This window comes from Flavobacterium sp. JLP, from assembly GCF_015350755.1.
Taxonomy (GTDB): domain Bacteria; phylum Bacteroidota; class Bacteroidia; order Flavobacteriales; family Flavobacteriaceae; genus Flavobacterium.
Genome location: NZ_JADKPS010000009.1, coordinates 67,108 through 85,932, shown reverse-complemented (window position 1 = coordinate 85,932; position 18,825 = coordinate 67,108). Strand labels below are relative to the sequence as shown.

Genomic DNA, 18,825 nt, shown 5'->3' with positions numbered 1-18,825 from the left:
AATTAAAACATCAATTCTAATGAATAGTAAAAATAAAAAAATAGTCCTGTATCATATGTGGACTACTAAAACTGTGGTATTCATGATTTTCATGCTTTTTCTTTCGGGAGGAATGTTCGCTCAGGATAAAAAGCAGGTATCTGGTACTGTTTATGACAATACCGGAAATGTATTGCCAGGCGCCTCAGTAATAGAGGTGGGTACTAAAAATGCTACCACTACAGATTTTGACGGTAAATTCAGCTTGACTGTAGCCGTAGGAAGTTCAATTGAAATTTCGTTTATCGGATCGACAACTCAAAAAATTCAAATTCTATCAGGAACCAAATCTCCTATTGATGTTCGTCTGCAAAATGATGGTTATATGCTGGCAGAAGTTCAAGTTGTTGCCGTTGGATACGGAACGCAAAAGAAATCAGATTTAACTGGAGCAATTTCTACAGTTAAGGGAGATGATTTAGTAAAAGGAACCATTTCATCTACAGAACAGGTTTTGCAGGGAAAAGTTGCCGGATTAAATGTAATTCGTCCTTCTGGAGATCCTGCAGCAGGTTCTACATTGCGCTTGCGTGGAGGAACATCTCTGACAGCGAGCAACAGTCCGCTAATTGTAGTTGATGGAATTGCAGGAGTTGATATCAATATCGTTCAGCCTTCGGATATTAAATCTGTTGACGTTCTTAAAGATGCTTCGGCGACAGCCATATATGGATCTAGAGGAGCAAATGGAGTTATTATAATTACAACAAAATCAGGGACAAAAGGTGTTTCTGTAACGTACAGCGGTTTATCAAGTATTGGTTATGTTGCGGATAATTTAGATCTTCTATCAGCCAATCAATGGAGAGGATATGTGCGCCAAACTGGCAATAAAGATGCGATTGATTACGGAGGAAATACCAACTGGCAAAAAGAATTAGAGCAGACTGCTATTTCGCAATCGCATACTTTAAGCATTAATTCTGGTAAAGCAGACAGTGGTTTTAGAACCTCTCTTTCATACTTAAATAATGAAGGTGTTATTAAAACTACAGGTTTAGAAAGATTAAGCGGCAACGTTAGCGCGTACCAATATCTTGGTGATAATAAAGATGTAAAATTTGATATGGGATTATTTGCCAATGTTGATAAGTGGCATCCGTTAGATTATAGAATTTTTGAACGTTCTTATAATCTAAATCCAACAATTCCTGTTTATGATGCAAATGGAGATTTTACTTCAGTAAGCGGTACAATTTATGAAAATCCGGTTGAGATTTTGACGAACAGAACCGTTGACAATGAAAGACACAGATTGCTGGGTTACTTTAAAACTGAAGTTAAGTTTTTGAATGATTTTCTAGCGGTAGCCAACATTTCATACGAACATAACGCCGTAAAAGGAAGCACGTACAAACCTTCATACGCAGTTATGGAAGGAAGAACAGAAGACGGTTACGCTCAGAAAACATATGCTGAATATGCTAATGCGCAAGGCGAAATTTATGTCAATTACAATAAAATAATTGACAAACACAATATTGGAGCGCTTGCCGGATATTCGTATTTAGAAAATATTTATGAAGGTTTTGGTGCACAAAGAAGCGGTTTTGTAACAGATGCATTTAGCTACAATAATTTAGGAGCAGGTTACAATTACCGTTTAGGTGATGTGTATTCGTATAAAGGGAAATCAAATTTGGTTTCATTTTATGCTCGTGCCAATTATTCATACGACAGCAAATATTTGTTGACAGCAACAGTAAGAAGAGACGGTTCTAGCCGTTTTGGAGAAAATAATAAATGGGGAACTTTTCCATCTGCTTCTGTAGCTTGGAAAATTTCAAGCGAAGATTTTATGAGCTCCTCAAAAGGCTGGCTTGATAATTTAAAACTTAGAGTAGGTTATGGAGTTACCGGAAACCAGGACGGGATTGGCGAATACAAATCGCTTTCAATTCTAGGAGTTGGAAACGACAGTTACTACGATCCAGTTACGGGAACTTGGAGTTTGGCTTATTCTCCAAAACAAAATCCAAATCCAGATTTAAAATGGGAATCTACAAAACAAATTAATGTTGGTATCGATTTTACACTTTTCAATAGAATTTCGGGCTCATTTGAATATTATTCTAAAAAAACGGATGATTTATTATATACGTACGAAGTGCCTCAACCACCTTACTTAGTTGGAACAATGCTGGCGAACGTTGGTGAAATGTCAAATAAAGGAGTGGAGCTTACACTGAATGCTGCCATCATTAAAGGAGATAAATTTAGTTGGAATGCCAATTTAACTTTAGGACACAATATTCAAAAAATTGAAAAACTATCAAATACTACTTATGAAACAGATGTGATTTACAGCGGATCTCTTCATGGGTTATCTGGTATGTCTGGTCAGTATTCTCAAATTATTGCCGAAGGATATCCGGTTGGAACTTTCTGGGGATTTAAAAGCGCAGGGCTTGACGCCGATGGAAAAATGCTGTATTACAATGCTGCAAATGATAAAGTTTTAGGAGATGCGTTAGTCGATGATGACAAAAGAGATTTAGGAAATGTACAGCCAGATTTAACTTTAGGAATCGGGATGAATTTTACTTACGGTAACTTCGACCTTGGCGTTTCAGGTTATGGAATGTTTGGTCAGAAAGCATTAAATGCAACAAATATGATGCTAAATGATCCAAACAGACTTCCGGCTTTCAATGTTCCGGATGACTTTTTGAACAGCGGGATTACATCATCTCCAAAATATTCAAGTTATTGGATTGAAGATGCCTCTTTCTTCAGGCTTCAAACACTTTCATTAGGCTATACTTTACCGTTGAAGTATAAAAGTTCAAAACTGAGAGTTTACCTTATGGGAGAAAATCTTTTTGTTTTGACAAGCTACAAAGGTGTTGATCCAGAGATTGGCTTAAATGCTCAAGATGGTGTTGACCAGACAGGATTAGCAGCTCCAGGAATTGATAAGTATAATAATTATCCTCGACCAACAACTATTTCTGTTGGATTAAATTTTACGCTAAATAATTAAGCGAATTAACTCAAAAATAGAACAAATGAAAATCAAAATAACAGCAGCAATATTGATGAGTATGCTTTTTACGATATCATGTACCAATTTAAATGAAGATCTATATGATAAAGTAGAAGATGGAGACTTTGGCAATACTCCAAAAGAAATTGATGCATTAGTTGGAGGCGCTTATTCTTCGCTAAGAGGATTTGCAGACGGTATATCAAATAATTATCCAACTTGTGAGTATGTATTCTTTTTAAATGAAACAGTTTCTGATGAAGCTACAATTCCAACCAGAGGAACAAACTGGTTCGATGGAGGTCAATATCAAGACGCTCAAAGACACACTTGGAAAGCAGACAACCGTATGATTCTTTCCGCTTGGCGTTACAATTATACCGGAATTGCAAAAATCAATTCTATCATTTATCAAATTGATAAATCATCTTTAACAGCTGCTGCAAAAGCACCAATTTATGCTGAACTAAAAGCGTTGAGAGCTTACTATTACTATAATCTTTTAGATTTATTTGGGAATGTGCCAATTGTTGTCAATTTTGAAGATACCGCATTGCCGTCTAATTCTTCAAGAAAACAAGTGTATGATTTTGTGGAGAAAGAATTGCTGGATGCGATTCCGCACTTAACTTCAAATGTAGTATATTCTAAATTTACAAAAAATGTTGCCTATTCTTTATTGGCAAGATTGTATTTAAATTCGGAAGCATTTATCGGAACTGCGCGTTGGCAAGACTGTATTAACATGTGTCAGAAAGTAACAGGTTATACATTAGCGCCTGATTTCTTCGCCAATTTTGCAACACAAAATGAAAAATCTCCAGAGATAATTTTTGCAATCCCGTACGATCAAAAAGCAGGAACAGTTGGGAATTATATGTCTTCAATGTCTTGTCATTATCTGCATAAACTAACACTTTCTCCAATTGGAGATTATCCGTGGAGCGCAAACGGAATGTGCGCACAGCCAGGAGTTTATTCGGCTTTTTCAGATACTGATAAAAGAAAAAAATGCATGGTTGCCGGAGATCAGATAAATTTAGCGACTGGTTCTGTTATTATTATGGATAACGGAGAGCCATTAACGTATACTGAAGAAGTAACAAGTGTCGCAGATGCAAAAGAAAATCAGGGAGTTCGTTTAGGAAAATACGAAATGAAAGCGGGCGAACAATGGGAGCGCGATCATGATTTTGTTTTAATTCGTTATGCCGAAATTTTAATGATGCAGGCTGAATGTTACGTTCGCTTAGGATCACCTGATTTAGCAAAACCATTTGTACAGCAAATTACAGCACGTGCAGGAGAAGAAATGCCAGCAACTATTGATCTTAATTTTATTGATAAAGAGCTGCTGAAAGAATTCACTTTTGAAGGAAGAAGAAGAACAGACAATATTCGTTTTGGAACATTTTTCCAGCCGTGGTGGGAAAAAGGTGCAACTGAAAAGTATAGAGCGATTTTCCCTATTCCGAGTACAGTTTTAACTACAAATAAAAATCTGGTACAGAATCCTGGGTATTAGGTTATTGAATGTCAGCCTTCCATGTTGGTTAGTCGCGGAAGGCTGACATATTTTAATTTTTTTGGTATAAGAATTACTGAACATTTTTTTTTCTCGCAGATTTTGCAGATCTGATAGATTTATTTTTTCGTACAGTTTAAAGAGATTTTCATAATCAAATTTCATTAAAACAAATCTGCTTTATGTGCAAAATCTGCGAGAGAAATTTAACCACAGATTAATGATTAAAAAATTTGATAAATTTTTAATCTGTATCAAAAAATAAAAACAAATAATACATCAATATGAAAAGATATATCACATTCTTGTTTTTTGGAATTATGAACATTTTGGTCGCTTCTGGATGCAGCAGTGATGACAAAGGTTCAGACAAGCCAACAGAGCCAGAAACACTCGCTCCGATTGCAATTGAAAAAACAAACAGCACGAAAATTTACGTTCATTATATGCCTTGGTTTGAAACCAATGAAAGCAGTCCCGATAAAAAATGGGGATATCATTGGACAATGGCCAATAAAAACCCAAACAATATTGGAGCAAACAACCGCAGACAAATTGCATCGTATTATTATCCGATGATCGGACCTTATCATTCTGGCGATAAAAATGTGATTGAAAATCATTTATTATTGATGAAATATTCAGGAATTGATGGGCTTTTGATCGATTGGTACGGAACGTATGATGTAAACGATTATAGAATGGTAAAAGAAAATACAGAGCAATTGATTGCCATGCTTGATAAAGTTGGACTTGAATATGCCATCGTTTATGAGGACCGAGTGACGAAAAATGCTGTCGATGCCGGGAAAGCAATTTCGGTTACAAGCGCCGCTAAAACTGATTTGAGTTATTTGCAGACGAATTATTTTGGCGATTCGAACTACATCAAAATTAATGGAAAACCATTACTGTTAAATTTTGGACCAATTGTACTTCAGACGCCTGCAGAATGGACAAACATTTTTGGTGCTTTAACTGCAAAACCAACTTTTTTAACCCTTTGGGATCAATCTGTAGAAGCGGGAGAAAATGCTACAGGTGAATATGCCTGGGTGTATAAAAACAGCACTTATTTGACAAATTTTTATACCAATACCAAACCAAAATTTTCAGTTGCGATGGGAAGTGCTTATCCCGGTTTTAAAGATTTTTATGCCGAAGGCGGAGGCGGAGCGGCAATTGGCTGGACAATAGAACATAACAATGGCGCCACGCTCGAGGAAACACTTTCTATGGCAAAAAATGCAAACGTAAACTATTTGCAATTGATTACATGGAATGACTTTGGAGAAGGAACTATGTTGGAACCAACGGTTGAATTTGGTTATACGTATATCGAAAAAGTAAAAGCATTTGCGGGAGTAAAAAGTACCGAATCGTTTTTTACAGAAATCAGCAAATTATACAACCTAAGAATAGAAAAGAAAGGCAATGCCGATGCCCAGAAAAAATTAGATCAGGCTTTTAATTATTTTGTTTCTATGCAGCCCGCAAAAGCAAAACAGTTATTAAGTGAAATAAAATAAGAGTTGTAATTAATACAATTAAATAATGAAAAACATAAAATACAGCTGCTGTCTGATCATTCTTGCGTCGATGTTAATGTACGCGTGCAGTTCTAGTACTAAAAAAACATACAAAATAAGTTCGCCCGGAAAAAATACCGAATTAACTTTTGAATTAACGCAGTCAGGTCAGCCTCAATACAGCTTTTCATCAAATGGAAAATCGGTTATAGAACCTTCTTTGTTGGGATTTGAATTTCAGGGAATTCAAAAAATGACAGAAGGTTTTCAAGTAGTTTCTACCGACGAAAAAACAGCAGATGAAACTTGGGAGCAGCCTTGGGGAGAATTCAAAAAACTGAGAGATCACCACAACGAATTGATTGTTCATTTAAAAGAATCAATAGGAGAGGAGCGATTGGTTGATATTATTTTCAGAGTTTTTGATGATGGTGTAGGATTTCGATATGAATTTCCGAAACAGCCTCATTTAGGAAAGGTAAAAATCTCGAATGAAATAACGCAATTCACTTTTAAATCTGAAAATGATGTTTGGTGGATTCCGGTACATCGAGAGAATAGTTATTATGAAAGTACGTATCGCAAAACTCCAGTAAGTGAGACGGATACAATAAATACTCCGGCAACTTTTGAAACCAAAGAGAAACTTTACGTTGCTATTCATGAAGCCAATTTAACTGATTTTGCTTCGATGACACTTTTAAAAACAAACAGCAAACAATACAAAAGTGATTTAGTGCCTTGGGCTGACGGTGTAAAAGTTTATGCCGAAACGCCTTTTAAAACGCCTTGGAGAACGATTGTTGTGGGTAAAACTCCTGGAGAAGTTGCTGTTTCGACAATTATGCTGAATTTAAATGAGCCATCTAAAATTGAAGATTTATCGTGGATCACGCCCTCAAAATACATTGGAATTTGGTGGGGAATGCATTTAGAAAAATTTACTTGGGGGCAAGGACCAAAACACGGCGCTACAACTAAGAATACAAAAGAATATATTGATTTTGCTGCGAAAAACAATTTTGATGGTGTTTTGGTTGAAGGCTGGAACGAAGGCTGGGACGGCGACTGGACCGCTGACGGATCTGCGTTTAGTTTTGTAAAAGCTTATCCTGATTTTAATTTAGAAGAAATTACAAAATATGCAGCGATGAAAAATGTTCGCTTAATTGGACATCATGAAACGGCCGGCGCTACAAAAAATTACGAAAACCAATTGGAAGATGCTTTTAAACTGTATCAAAAAATGGGCGTAAATTCGGTTAAAACGGGTTATGTAAACAAATATTTGGATAAAAAAGAATGGCACGACAGCCAGTACGGAGCGCGTCATTACAGAAAAGTAATCGAAACTGCAGCTAAATATCACATCATGATCGACAATCATGAACCAATGAAAGGAACTGGTATTCAACGTACATATCCAAATTTTATGTCACAAGAAGGAGGAAGAGGTCAAGAATACAATGCTTGGTCTGTTGATGGAGGAAATACGCCAGAACATTTAACTACTCTGCCTTTTACCAGAATGCTTTCAGGACCTTTTGATTACACGCCCGGGAATTTTAATTTTGATTATAAAACGCCTTCTGGAGCAAGAGTGCAGACTACTTTGGCGAATCAACTGGCATTGTATGTTATTATTTTTAGTCCGTTGCAAATGGCTTCAGACTTACCGGAAAATTATGTTGGCAAACCGGAATTTCAGTTTATAAAAGATGTTCCCTGTACTTGGTCAGATACAAAAGTTTTAGATTCTAAAATTGGAGAATACACCACAATTGTCCGTAAAGACTGGGAGGAAAAAAACTGGTATTTAGGATCTATTACAAATAAAAATGCTAGAGATCTAAAAGTTAATTTATCATTCTTAGATTTTGGAAAAGAATACGAAGCTGAAATTTATGCTGATGGAAAAGGAGCGAATTACAAAACCAATCCGTATCCGGTTATTATTTCAAAACAAAAAGTAAACAGTAAAACAGTTTTAGATGTCAAACTCGCAGCTGGAGGAGGAACAGCTATAAAATTCACTCCAATCGAGAAGTAAAATAAGTTTTGTTAAGTTTATTTTGAGTTTAAGTTAAGTTTGAGCTGATGAGCCCGATATCTTTTAAGGTATCGGGCTTGTTGTTTTTGTTTCAAGTTTCAAGTTTCAAGTTTCAAGTTTCAAGTTTCAAGTTTCAGGTTTCAGGTTTCAGGTTGCAATCTTGGTGGATATTTACCGCAAAGCACGCTAAGAAAATTTATTGATTTTGAACAGAAAAAGTTCGCAAGGCTTTGATTTGATAAAGCTTTGCGAACTTTTTGTGTTTTTATAAATCCTTCCTTATAGAAAAACTTTGCGAACTTTGCGGTTAATTCTCATTTCAACCTGAAACCTGAAACCTGAAACCTGAAACAAAAAAATCAATGTTTATAAAGCTTAACATGATTTCCAAAACTATAAGTAGCGGCTAATGTTGGTCCGTAATAACCCCATTTGAAAAATCCGTTTAGTCTTTCTTTTTCAACATCAACTCTCATGTTTAGACCTGTATAGCCGGCAGTTAAACTGAAGTTTTTGTAAATATTATATAAAACAGATAAATTATAACTTAAAATTCGCCCGTCAACATCGTTGATTTTAATGGCGAAATAGTTAATATTAGCATAAAGTCCCCATTTTGGCGCTAATACAAATTCTCCCCATATTCCAAGATCTGGCAGTGGCGCTGTGAAATCGAAATTATCTTTGTATTCAGCCTGTGCGGTGCCTGCTTCAAGACGTAAACCCACATCTCCTAATAAAACATGTGTTCCTATAAGCGCTCCAATTTCATATGTTGGTTTTGATATAAAAGCGTAACCATAATAAACGCGAACAATTTGATTGTCCATAAATGCAGAAACCGTCGCATTTATTGGATATGTATGATCTCCAAATTCAATATCTCTCTGCAGGGTTTTAGTTGAGGTTCTTTTTAGATAGAAAAATTCTGTGCCAAGTCTTGACCTTCTTGATATTCTCCATTCAAAAGATCCGGCAAATGATGTTGTATGTTTATTAAAACCAAGGTCTTTTTCAAAATCAATTAAATCTCCAAAGTTTCCATTATTGCTTCCAACTTCTACCTCGGTGTTATTAGAAGGAAAAAAGACGCCGGCAGTCAATTTAAAACGTCGTGCGTGCCATGGCAAATCATCGGGAATGTTTTGATCAAAAGCAGCTTTGTTTTCAATTGAAACTAAAGTGTCTTTAGCGGCAGCTTCAGCAACAATTTGTGCATGTGATGAAAGCCAAAAAAGAGAAACTATCAAAAAATAAAATAATTTTTTCATAATAATTTATTTTTAAATTTAATTGATAAAGTTTTAACACTTAAAGTTAACAAAAAAAATCATTCATTTAATTTTTATTTCAAGTAATTTGTTTGATTATCAGCGCGGTATGATTTTTAGACAACCTGTTTTTATTTTGAAATTGTTAAAAAACAGACTTTTTTTTGGATACGCCAACCGCGTGAGGGATAGAAGCTGGCTACCAAAGTAGCGCGTATAGCCCGACAGCATCGCGATAAAAGGGCGTATGCGCGCACAGGTATTTTGCCCTTTTATCGGGATGGTGGCACGCCCTTATTTGAGTTATGATTTACGAATTTTGACTGTGGAATTAATTATAAATGAAAATTCCAAATTCCAACTGTTGAAAAACTTTGGAATTTGGAATTTTATATTTTTTAGATTTACTTTTTATACTCTATTATAATCGGCTTTCCAGTGAACAATGGCTTTTTTGATAGAATCTCCAGGTAAGTTATTTTTGAGAGCATCTTCGAGAAGTGGTAAAAATTCATTGTCTGGTGCAAATCTTAAAGCAAATATTTGATCGTCTGTTAATTTATATTCAAATTCTTCGAGCCTTTTTCCGGTTAGGGTAAAATAGCGGTATCGCACTTCGAGTCTTACAATTCGGTTTTGCAAAATGAGCGCATAATGCTGGCGAAGCATAAAACCAAGTGCAAATAAAAATATAAATATAGCACTGATAAATAACCAGATTAACATATCGTTTGTGGTAAAAGCAAGATAAAGGCTGCCCGCTAAGAAGAGGAATAAAACTGGGTAATATACAAAATGATGTGGGGGGTAGAATCGTATGTGGTTGTAATAGGTTTGAATTTTCATAATTATTTGGTTTAGATTTCGAATAAAAAAACAAAGCTACCCTAAATAATTAGAATAGCTTTCTTTTCAAAATAAACTAACATAACCAATGTTGCTTTTATAGTCTAAACTTTTTACAGTTTTTCTTAGTAATATCTATATTTTAAAAAGCCTCTTTCTCATCCTAAAAATTTCTTCTAATGGCTTTTATTTCGTTGAAGTAAAATTAATTTAGATGTCGAAATTTTGTGTTATATTTTAAATTGAAAATGTTATATGATTTCAATATCGTACTAAAGATGCAATAATTTTCCATTCATCTAATTTAGATTGAAAACCTTTGCTCGCATTTGCTGGACTTGTAGAAGGCAATGTAATTAGCTGATATGTTTTTTTTAGATGAACATATTTCTTGAAAAACGAGGCCGCTTTTTGACCATTAAACAGAATGATTTTGATGTTAGAATGTTTTTCTAGAAAGGTTTCGAAGTCATTGGCAATTTCGTTTTTTATGGCGCTGTCTAAACTGCCAATTCTATCACAGTATTGAAGAACATCCCAAAGTGCAATGTTGTTTTTTTGCAATAATGCTTTTCGCGTTTCATAATCATTTGAAAAATCTTCCCTTAAAATAATGAACATAAATTTCCAGAAGTTATTTTGATTGTGTCCGTAATATTGATTTAGTTCTAAAGATTTTGTTCCGGGCATTGTCCCTAAAATCAAAATGTTAGCTTCATGAGAGGATATAGGTGAGAAAGAAAAACTTTTCATTTTTTTTGAATTAAGAAATAATTTATTTGAGTTAAAATATTACCATAAGTAATTATAAAACAAAAGCCGAAAATTATATAACATTTTTGGCCTACTTGTGAACGAACTTTGATGTCAGATTTGCAAACGCAGCAAATGCTTCGTGATATAAATCTACAACAGATTATCGAATTTAAATTCAGGCAAAATGAAAATAGTTACCATCCATACAGAAAAAATTCAAAATATATTTGAGGAATTGAACAGCAACTTAGGCGGAAAAATCACTTTTGATTTAGACGAACATAAGCTTGAAGTTAATAATAGTTTTGCAAAAGGATCTATTATTGGTGCCTCTTTTAATGATAATATTTCGTACGTGCAGTTTGATATGACTTTTTCAGCTGATGTTCGATTGGATATTCTAAACGTTATGTCATCTCCTGTTTATTTCGCATACTGTTCTAAAGGAAATTTATCGCATAGTTTTGGACTTAACGGTGAAGAAAGAAAATTCAAAACTTTTCAGACTGCTATTGTTACTTCTAAAAACAAACAGGATAATGTTTTGTTCTTTGAAAAAGACATCAAAACAAAATTTACTTTGATTATTGTTGGAACGCAAGTTGACGAAAATAATCTGCATTCTTTAAATCAAAAAGTAAAAGAAACTTTCTTTGAAAATAATACGGTTCAAGATTTCTTTTATGTAGGTTCTTATAATTTGAAAATTGCTGAAAAAATTGAGCAATTAAACGCTATAACACAAACCGGAGTTGTTAGAAATTTATTGAAAGAAGGAATTTTAAGAATTATTCTTGCAATGGAAATTCAGCAACATACAGATGATTTAAATGCATCAAAAGATACAAATTGTCTGACTCTTAAAGAAATGGAAGAAATCAAAGAACTTTCTGAATTTATAAAATCTTGCCCTGAAGAAGCTTTCACCATTAAATCGTTAAGCAAAAAATCAGGTTTGTCACCAAATAAACTTCAAGAAGGTTTTAAATTAATACACAACAGGACTGTAAACGACTATATTACTCACGTTAGAGTTTTAAAAGCCGAAGTTCTAATGCGAACATCTGACTTAAATATTTCTGAGATTGTTTACTGCATTGGTTTTACCAGCAGAAGCTATTTCTCTAAAATCTTTAAAGAAAAGTTCAACTGCAGCCCAAAAGAATATAAATTCAATTTGAATCCGATGGCTATTACAGCTTAATTTGAAGGTTTAAAGGTTCAAAGTTGCAAAGGTTCAAAGCAACAAAGGTTTGAAGGTTTAAAGATAAATATAAGGCGGACATTATTTGTCCGTCTTTTTTATTTTAGAATTAAAATTAGCAGTGCAGAAAAACCTTTGCAACTTTGAACCTATTTTTACATATCTTTGCATAACTAGTTATGTAATTAATTATATATGGAATTTTTTAATAAAGTAGGCAAAGTGGCTTTAGGAAGCCGGTTGCGTTTGATGACAGCAATTATTACAGATGATGCTGCTAAAATATACGAGTTGTACGGAATGGACTTTATGCCAAAATGGTTTCCTGTTTTTTATACGCTTACAGAAGATAGAGAAATAACAATTACAGAAATTGCAAATGAAATTGGTCATTCTCAGCCTTCTGTCAGTAAAATTGTTCAGGAAATGATTGTGGCAGGTTTAGTAGAAGAAAGTTTAAAAAGCAATGACAAACGACGAAATATTGTGGGTTTGACAGCGCAGGGAATAGCATTTTCAAAAGAATTAAAGCTCCAATTGAAGGATGTAGAAGCTGCGGTTGACGGATTAATTGCAGAATCTTCTACAAATCTTTGGGCAGCTTTAGAAGAATGGGAGTTTTTATTGGAGCAGAAAACTTTGCTTAAAAGAGTTAACGAACAGAAAAAATTGAGAGAAAGCCAAGATGTAAAAATTACAGGATATGAACCTCAATACCGTGAAGCTTTTAGATCTTTAAATATAGAATGGATTTCGACTTATTTTGAAATGGAAGAAGCCGATTACAAAGCTTTAGATAATCCAGAAGAATATATTTTAAATAAGGGCGGAAAAATTTTCGTGGCTTTGTATAAAAATGAGCCTGTGGGAGTTTGTGCGCTGATTAAAATGAATAATTCTGATTATGATTTTGAAATGGCAAAAATGGCAGTTTCTCCAAAAGCGCAGGGTAAAAACATTGGCTTTTTATTAGGCCAAACTATTGTGAATTATGCTAGAGAACAAGGCGCAAAAAAAATATATTTGGAAAGCAACACAATCTTAAAGCCCGCAGTTAATTTGTATTATAAACTGGGTTTTCAAAAGGTATTTGGTTTACCAACGCCTTACAAACGCTGTAACATACAAATGGAATTAGTGCTATAGCATTTAAGACACTAAGGTTCTGAGTTGCTAAGGTTCTAAGTTTTTTTCAGCAACTTAGCAACTCAGTATCTTAGAAGCTAAAAAATTAACGCTTAAACTTATAATATTCCAAATCCTGATTCTTGATTCCATTTATAGAATCTAGAATAGAATTCATTCCAATAACGCTGAAGGTAATTCCGTTGCCGCCAAAACCTAGAACGTAATGTTCGTTTTTATCCGGATCTGGTTTTCCAAAATAAGGAAGTCCATCTCTTGTTTCTCCAAAAGTTCCAGCCCAGGAATAATCGAGCTTAAAATTTATATTGGGAAATTTTCGCTGAAATCTTCGTAAAAGATATTGTTCTTTTTTAGGTAATAATTTATCACGTTTTTTAGCATCTACAAATTCTTCATCTCCTCCGCCTGCAATAATTCTGCCATCTACAGTAGATCTAAAATATAAATAGGGCTTACTGGTATCCCAAAATATGGCATTTTTAAAAGAATTTGGCAGATCAGGCAAACTCTCAGATGCAATTACGTAGGTACTTTTTAAGTCAACTACTTTCTCGTCTAATGTCTGAGTACTTTCATAACCAGAACAATGTACAACATGATCTGCAGTGATTGTAAATTTATTTTCGGTATGCGCTATAGATTTTCCTTTTTGAGTTTGAATTGAGGTGATATTAGTGCGGTCAAAAATCTGCATGCCTTTTTTCTGGCAGTAAATTAAAATGTCACTTGCCAATCGATACGGATCCATAACTGCCGCGGTTTTAGACTCAATTCCCGCAAGAGCATTTAAACCCATTTTTTTTAATTCGTATTTTTCAAGCCAATTCACATCAAATCCATGTTCTTTGCGGGCTTTATATTCATTTCTTAAATAAGGAAGATCTTTTTGAACAGAGCTGAAATAAATGCTTTTTTTGAATTCAAATTGGCAATCGCTTTTTACAGTGTCAATTATGGTTCGCAAATCAAAAATGGCTTTTTTTCCATTTCTGTAACTGTCAACAGCGCAGTTTATTCCTCTAATTTTAATAAGCTCATGCAATGCTACATCAATTTCATATTGAAGAAGCGCTGTGCTGGCTGCAGTGCTTCCGCTGCAGATGTCGCGGCGGTCAACCAATACTACTTTTTTGCCGTCGTTTATTAATTTATAAGCAATTAAAGCTCCAGTAATTCCACCTCCAATAATTAAAATCGTTGTATTTAAATCCGAATCTATTGATGGATAACTTGCTTTCATAGCATTTTTTAATGGCCAGAAAGTTTCTATAGAGCGTAGTTTCATTTTTTGGTTGTATTTCGATTTGTTGTATTTGGTTTTTGAATCGTTTTTAGCCCACTTCTGTTTTTATCTTTTCGTTCATGCTGCTGATGTGCTTCGGCAATCGAGTGAGAAGTTCTTATGCTTTCTTCTTTTTTGGCAAGCTCGCTAAGTCTGTGATAGTATTTTTGAACAATAATCATCTCTTCCTCAGTCATGCTTTCAATATCAACTAAACTATTGCTTGAATATTCGTTAGAAGCTACTAATTCATTTAACTTCAATTGAATGGCAAGAGAATCTTTATTTTGGGCTTTCTGAATCAAGAAGACCATAAGAAACGTTATAATTGTTGTACCGGTATTAATAACCAATTGCCAAGTTTCAGAATAATTAAAAACCGGACCTGAAACCGCCCATGCTACAACGATAAAAAAAGCACCTAAAAAAGCAGTTGTACTTCCAGAAGCTTTTGAAACCTTAGTAGCGAATTTTTCGAATGTACTGCCGCCATTCTGTTTTTTATTTTTCATTTTTTCTTTTGATTTTATGGTTTGCTTACTTTTTCTTCACGAATTACTTTATTTCGAATTTCATCATAAATGGCATCGTTTATTTTTTTGCCAGTTTTACTAAAAACCTTAATTTTTGGATCATCGTGAGTTCCTGTGATTACAATTGGAATTCCGATAATGCCAAAGGGCGGAAGTCCTAATCGTACTCGTAAATCCAGTAATCCGTCAAAACTGCTTGTTCCTTTTATAGTGGGTCTAAAGCTGGCTACCGAAAATGTAAAAGGCTCTACGTGGATTAAATTATTATCGACAGTTGAGATAATTTCGATTCCTTTTAGATCAGGATTATCTAATCCTTTTTGTCCGGTTTTAGAACTGATTCCGTCAAATAATTTTAATCCTTTTACCTGCACATCACGCAAGTTTAAAGTTCCTCCGCCTTCAAGAGATTCGTAAATTGGCCCCATATTTCCGTTTAAATCTCCTTTTACAGTATAATCAACAGAAATAATTCCTTGTGCTTTTTCAGCCACAGAAACCATTTCATGAAACATCGGAATTTCTTTGTAAGCTCTTTGTACACTAAAATCTTTAGCTGTAAAATGGGCATTAAAATGTGCTGTAGTTGGTGATTCGTCTTTATAAGATGCATCAACTCCAACAATACAGTCGATGATGTCAAAAGTTGATTTTTCTAAATAAAAGCCTTCTTTTGAAATTCCAAATTTTCCAGAAAGGTTGTTTAAAACCAAACCGTTATATTCGACTTTATCAGCATTTGCTGTAAGCGAAACATTTAGATTTTTAGGAACTAGAACAACACCGCTCATTTTTGGATGATCTTCTTTAGCGTATTCAACTTCAAGATTTCGATCGGTATTTTCGCCTTTTTCAAGTGCCATAAATTCATCAACATTAATCAGTTTTGACTTCATGTTGAAGTTCCCGGTCAAAGTTCCGTGTGATTCTAAGAAATAATTAATAGTGTTCAGCAGATATCCGTTAATATCAAAATCTGATTTTCCGTAAGAAGCATTGAACTTTTCAAACCACATTTTCTCATTCTGAAATCGGAAATTTCCTTGTTTAATGAAAAAAGATTTCGGAAAAAGTTCTGATGTCGCTTTTATATTTTTAAGAATAATAGTTCCCTTATTATTGAGTTTATCATATTGTCCTGTTGTAGCATAACTTTGTTTTCCTTTTAGCGACAGATCCGCTTTTGCATAACCTGTTACATCCAATCCTTTTTTAGAGAAAACCTGATAAATTCGGCCAACATTCAATTCGCCTTTTATTTTTGCATTATAAGCCAGATCACTAAAATCAGATAATGTAGCGTTTAGATACATCGGATTTCCTTCAAAAACAAAAGATGCAGGCGCTACGGCCACAATCAAATCTTGATAGGTTCCTGCCTTGTTAAGTATATTGGCAACAAAAGTGATATTGGTAATTGGGTTAGGATAGGAGTCTGTTTTTAGCCAGCCATTATGCAAAGCAATTCCTCCGATAGTTTTTGGAAATAGTTTTTTTGAAGTGCTAAAAACACCTTTAGCCTGAATATCAGTTTTTAAGAGTCCTTTTAATTCAATACTATTTAAGCCAATAGCAGCATCAACAACAGCGAGGTCCAGCGCACCCTTTACACTTGCATCAACCGTCATTTCAGATAAGCCTTTGCTGTGCAGGTAAGCATTAAAATAATCTTTTTCACCCACTTTAAATTTAAGTGCTCTTAGATTTATTAATAATTTTTCCGGATCAAGATCAGGCAGCATAGCATTCAGATCCATATTAAAATCGGTTAAAGGCACTGGTGCATTTTGATAATTTACAGCTCCTTTCTCGATTTTTAAATTGAAAGCTAAATTTGGTTTTTGTTTTTTAGCAACATTATAATTTCCTTTGAAAGTCAGAAGCAAGTCACTTCTGCCTGAAATTTCAGTTTCTTCCAGCCATGTCAAATATTCTGGCGGCATGACAGACAATAAATCTTTTACGGTTGTATTTTCTGAAGCAGCTTTAATATTGATTTTATAACCATCTCTCAAAATAGTAAAAAAGCCTGTAAATTTTAGTGGTAGCTTATTGATATGCAATTCGTTTTTTTGAAGAATAAACGAAAGCGCATGAGTATTGATTCGCGTAATTAAATTGGCGTGAACTTCTTTTCTTCTTAAATAACCAGTTCTGTTGTAATAGAAATCAAGTTTGTCAATTTGAGCATCTGTATTCAAATCAAAAATATCTTCGCTCAAATTTCCTTTTCCTACATAATTAAAACCTTTTGCATCAACCAGTATTTTGGCAGAACGGTCGTTATATTTTACATGACAATCTTCCAAATCAATTCGTTCTAATCGAATAGCGGTTCCTTCATCTGGTTTTTCATTTGGTTTTAGTTTTTTCTCCTCAGGAGCGATATAAATATTATAATTGGCTTGCCCTTTTTGGTTTACCATTATATTTATCATCGCTTTAGAAACGTATAATTTATTGATTTTAACTTCGTTGTCGAAAATCAATCTTTTTAGGTTAATTCCAAATGCAACTTGTTCCGCTTTAAGCAAAGTATCATTTCTAAACGGTGCAGAACCTGTCATCGACAAATCATCAAGTGAAACTGTAAGTGAGGGAAAATGTGTAAAAAAGGAAAGTCTGGATTTCGAAAAATCTAATTTCGTATCCAAACGTTCGTTTGCAATCTTTTTTACTTCAGACGCAACTGTTCCAGGAAAAAGCAGCGGAATCAAAAATAGTAACAGCAAAATACTTGCTATTACTATTCCGGTTACCTTTAAGATTTTAAGGCTTATATTTTTATATGTGGCTTTCATAACATTGTTTTCAAGAGTTTAAGATTTTGCTTTTTTAGCGTCTTCTTCTTTCTGCTTTTCCTGTTTCTGTTTTTCTTCCTTAGCCTTTTCTTCTTTAGCCTTTTCTTCTTTCTCTTTATTAGCTTTTTCTAGCTTTTCAGCTTGCTCTTCTTTTTTCTCTTTTGCTTCTTCTTTAGCCTTTTCTTTTTCTTTCTCTTTTTTCTTGAAGTAACCTTTAAATAAGAAATTGCTTTTTGCAGCTTCCATATTTTCACTGAAACCTTTAGTTCCAGATTCTAAGTTAGAAAGGGTGTTCGATACGCTGTTCGCCATTTTATCATCACGAACCAATCTTGCTAAAGCACCGTTTCCGTTGTTCATGCTATGACTGAAAATTGCCAGCTCTTCAGATATTACGCCCACGTTATCCATACTTTTTTTAACGCTTTTCATAATATCGTTCATCTCAATTCCTTTAAGAGATGCCAATTGTCCACCGTTTTCAATTGCTTTTTGAGATTTTACTCCCGGAGAAATTGTCAGCACTTTATCGCCCATTAATCCGTCAGAACCAATACTGGTACGCGCATCTGTTTTAATAAATTCTCGAACGTCATCTTTTATAACCATTGATACTATAACTGAAGAATCATTTACTAATCTGATTTCTTCTACAGTTCCGATATTAATTCCTGAAAAACGTACATTGTTCCCGACCTCTAAACCGCTTACAGTTCTAAAGTTAGATGTGATGTTGAATGTTGATCCAAAAAGGTTTTTCTGTTTTCCGATAAAGTATATTGCCATTATAAAAAGCAATAAACCTATTGTTACAAACATTCCTAATTTCCAAGTGTATCCAGATTGCTTATCCATGA

13 protein-coding genes are annotated in these 18,825 nt (G+C 34.2%); 6 read left to right on the top strand and 7 right to left on the bottom strand.

Going from position 1 to position 18,825, the window contains the following annotated elements; translation table 11 throughout:
* Positions 1-19 precede the first annotated feature (19 nt).
* The 4 genes from IRZ83_RS18390 (at position 20) to IRZ83_RS18375 (ending at position 8,129) form a co-directional block, all read left to right on the top strand.
* Complete coding sequence (locus IRZ83_RS18390; RefSeq protein WP_228520726.1) at positions 20-3,022, top strand: SusC/RagA family TonB-linked outer membrane protein; 3,003 nt, start codon at positions 20-22, stop codon at positions 3,020-3,022.
* A gap of 25 nt (positions 3,023-3,047) precedes the next feature.
* Positions 3,048-4,550, top strand: coding sequence for a RagB/SusD family nutrient uptake outer membrane protein (locus IRZ83_RS18385; RefSeq protein WP_194570627.1), 1,503 nt, complete (start codon positions 3,048-3,050; stop codon positions 4,548-4,550).
* Between the two features lie 284 nt (positions 4,551-4,834).
* Positions 4,835-6,079, top strand: coding sequence for a glycoside hydrolase family 71/99-like protein (locus tag IRZ83_RS18380; RefSeq protein WP_194570626.1), 1,245 nt, complete (start codon positions 4,835-4,837; stop codon positions 6,077-6,079).
* A gap of 25 nt (positions 6,080-6,104) precedes the next feature.
* Entirely contained in the window at positions 6,105-8,129 is a 2,025-nt protein-coding gene (locus IRZ83_RS18375) for a glycoside hydrolase family 97 protein (RefSeq protein ID WP_194570625.1), read from the top strand.
* A 359-nt stretch (positions 8,130-8,488) separates the two neighbouring features.
* Here the strand turns inward: IRZ83_RS18375 and IRZ83_RS18370 are convergent, their stop codons facing one another.
* The 3 genes from IRZ83_RS18370 to IRZ83_RS18360 form a co-directional block, all read right to left on the bottom strand.
* Positions 8,489-9,400: a hypothetical protein gene (locus IRZ83_RS18370; protein ID WP_194570624.1), complete on the bottom strand. Its 912-nt coding sequence runs from the start codon at positions 9,398-9,400 to the stop codon at positions 8,489-8,491.
* 411 nt (positions 9,401-9,811) lie between these two features.
* A complete protein-coding gene (locus IRZ83_RS18365) occupies positions 9,812-10,246 on the bottom strand; it encodes a DUF6526 family protein (protein ID WP_029273552.1) in 435 nt (144 codons plus the stop codon).
* A 261-nt stretch (positions 10,247-10,507) separates the two neighbouring features.
* Positions 10,508-10,999: a DNA-deoxyinosine glycosylase gene (locus IRZ83_RS18360; protein WP_194570623.1), complete on the bottom strand. Its 492-nt coding sequence runs from the start codon at positions 10,997-10,999 to the stop codon at positions 10,508-10,510.
* Between the two features lie 187 nt (positions 11,000-11,186).
* On the opposite strand from IRZ83_RS18360, the gene IRZ83_RS18355 reads away from it, so the two are divergent.
* The gene (locus IRZ83_RS18355; RefSeq protein ID WP_194570622.1) at positions 11,187-12,206 is read left to right on the top strand and encodes a helix-turn-helix domain-containing protein; all 1,020 of its coding nucleotides are present in this window, start codon (positions 11,187-11,189) and stop codon (positions 12,204-12,206) included.
* A 195-nt stretch (positions 12,207-12,401) separates the two neighbouring features.
* Positions 12,402-13,352: a GNAT family N-acetyltransferase gene (locus IRZ83_RS18350; protein WP_194570621.1), complete on the top strand. Its 951-nt coding sequence runs from the start codon at positions 12,402-12,404 to the stop codon at positions 13,350-13,352.
* Positions 13,353-13,437: 85 nt separating this feature from the next.
* Here IRZ83_RS18350 and IRZ83_RS18345 read toward each other — a convergent pair whose 3' ends face one another.
* From IRZ83_RS18345 to IRZ83_RS18330, 4 genes are read right to left on the bottom strand one after another with little or no spacing between them, the layout of a single operon-like run.
* Positions 13,438-14,637, bottom strand: coding sequence for an NAD(P)/FAD-dependent oxidoreductase (locus tag IRZ83_RS18345; RefSeq protein WP_194570620.1), 1,200 nt, complete (start codon positions 14,635-14,637; stop codon positions 13,438-13,440).
* Positions 14,634-15,146 carry a low affinity iron permease family protein gene (locus IRZ83_RS18340; protein ID WP_035667387.1) on the bottom strand — a complete coding sequence of 171 codons (513 nt, stop codon included), beginning with the start codon at positions 15,144-15,146 and terminating at the stop codon, positions 14,634-14,636. The genes IRZ83_RS18345 and IRZ83_RS18340 overlap by 4 nt, the downstream gene beginning before the upstream one ends.
* Before the next feature lie 14 nt (positions 15,147-15,160).
* On the bottom strand, positions 15,161-17,968 hold the full coding sequence (locus IRZ83_RS18335) for an AsmA family protein (RefSeq protein ID WP_194570619.1): 2,808 nt from the start codon (positions 17,966-17,968) through the stop codon (positions 15,161-15,163).
* Positions 17,969-17,986: 18 nt separating this feature from the next.
* Entirely contained in the window at positions 17,987-18,823 is an 837-nt protein-coding gene (locus tag IRZ83_RS18330) for an MlaD family protein (RefSeq protein WP_194570618.1), read from the bottom strand.
* Positions 18,824-18,825 lie beyond the last annotated feature (2 nt).

Excerpts from the sequence above, each read along its gene's own strand:
- IRZ83_RS18390 (WP_228520726.1), top strand. The coding sequence starts at position 20 with ATGAATAGTAAAAATAAAAAAATAGTCCTGTATCATATGTGGACTACT.
- IRZ83_RS18385 (WP_194570627.1), top strand. The coding sequence starts at position 3,048 with ATGAAAATCAAAATAACAGCAGCAATATTGATGAGTATGCTTTTTACG.
- IRZ83_RS18380 (WP_194570626.1), top strand. The coding sequence starts at position 4,835 with ATGAAAAGATATATCACATTCTTGTTTTTTGGAATTATGAACATTTTG.
- IRZ83_RS18375 (WP_194570625.1), top strand. The coding sequence starts at position 6,105 with ATGAAAAACATAAAATACAGCTGCTGTCTGATCATTCTTGCGTCGATG.
- IRZ83_RS18370 (WP_194570624.1), bottom strand. The coding sequence starts at position 9,400 with ATGAAAAAATTATTTTATTTTTTGATAGTTTCTCTTTTTTGGCTTTCA.
- IRZ83_RS18365 (WP_029273552.1), bottom strand. The coding sequence starts at position 10,246 with ATGAAAATTCAAACCTATTACAACCACATACGATTCTACCCCCCACAT.
- IRZ83_RS18360 (WP_194570623.1), bottom strand. The coding sequence starts at position 10,999 with ATGAAAAGTTTTTCTTTCTCACCTATATCCTCTCATGAAGCTAACATT.
- IRZ83_RS18355 (WP_194570622.1), top strand. The coding sequence starts at position 11,187 with ATGAAAATAGTTACCATCCATACAGAAAAAATTCAAAATATATTTGAG.
- IRZ83_RS18350 (WP_194570621.1), top strand. The coding sequence starts at position 12,402 with ATGGAATTTTTTAATAAAGTAGGCAAAGTGGCTTTAGGAAGCCGGTTG.
- IRZ83_RS18345 (WP_194570620.1), bottom strand. The coding sequence starts at position 14,637 with ATGAAACTACGCTCTATAGAAACTTTCTGGCCATTAAAAAATGCTATG.
- IRZ83_RS18340 (WP_035667387.1), bottom strand. The coding sequence starts at position 15,146 with ATGAAAAATAAAAAACAGAATGGCGGCAGTACATTCGAAAAATTCGCT.
- IRZ83_RS18335 (WP_194570619.1), bottom strand. The coding sequence starts at position 17,968 with ATGAAAGCCACATATAAAAATATAAGCCTTAAAATCTTAAAGGTAACC.
- IRZ83_RS18330 (WP_194570618.1), bottom strand. The coding sequence starts at position 18,823 with ATGGATAAGCAATCTGGATACACTTGGAAATTAGGAATGTTTGTAACA.